1 protein-coding gene is annotated in these 376 nt (G+C 64.9%); it reads right to left on the reverse strand.

The window, feature by feature from the left end; translation table 11 throughout:
* The coding region (locus tag QEP11_RS15655; RefSeq protein WP_284337584.1) for an Ig-like domain-containing protein at positions 1-376 on the reverse strand (376 nt) is incomplete at both ends.

The following is a 376-nucleotide window of genomic DNA, read 5'->3' on the forward strand; positions in this document are numbered from 1 at the left end:
ACGTCGGGCGTGGTAGGGCCTTGCAGGTCCAGGGTGTAGCTCTGGCTGGTCTGCAGTGTGGCGCTATTGCCCGCTGCATCGCTGAGGGTGGCCTTGACGTCCACCTTGTGGTCCACATCCGAGACCAGGGCGCTGCCTGCCACCATCACGCTCCAGGTCGTGCCATTGACGGTGGCCGTGTAGTTCGCACCGTTGACGGTGACGATCACGCTGGTGGCCGTCACATCGGCGGGCACACCCGTCAGGGTGCCCGTGAGGGTCACCTGGCCTTGCTGCGCTTCTGTTGCGTTGACCACGTTGTCCGCAGTCACCGTGTCCATCTTCAGCTCGGCAGCGCTCAGGTCCGGCGCTGTCGTGTCCAGCACAATCGTGTGCC

The organism is Comamonas halotolerans (assembly GCF_030162935.1).
Classification (GTDB): Bacteria; Pseudomonadota; Gammaproteobacteria; order Burkholderiales; family Burkholderiaceae_C; genus Comamonas; species Comamonas halotolerans.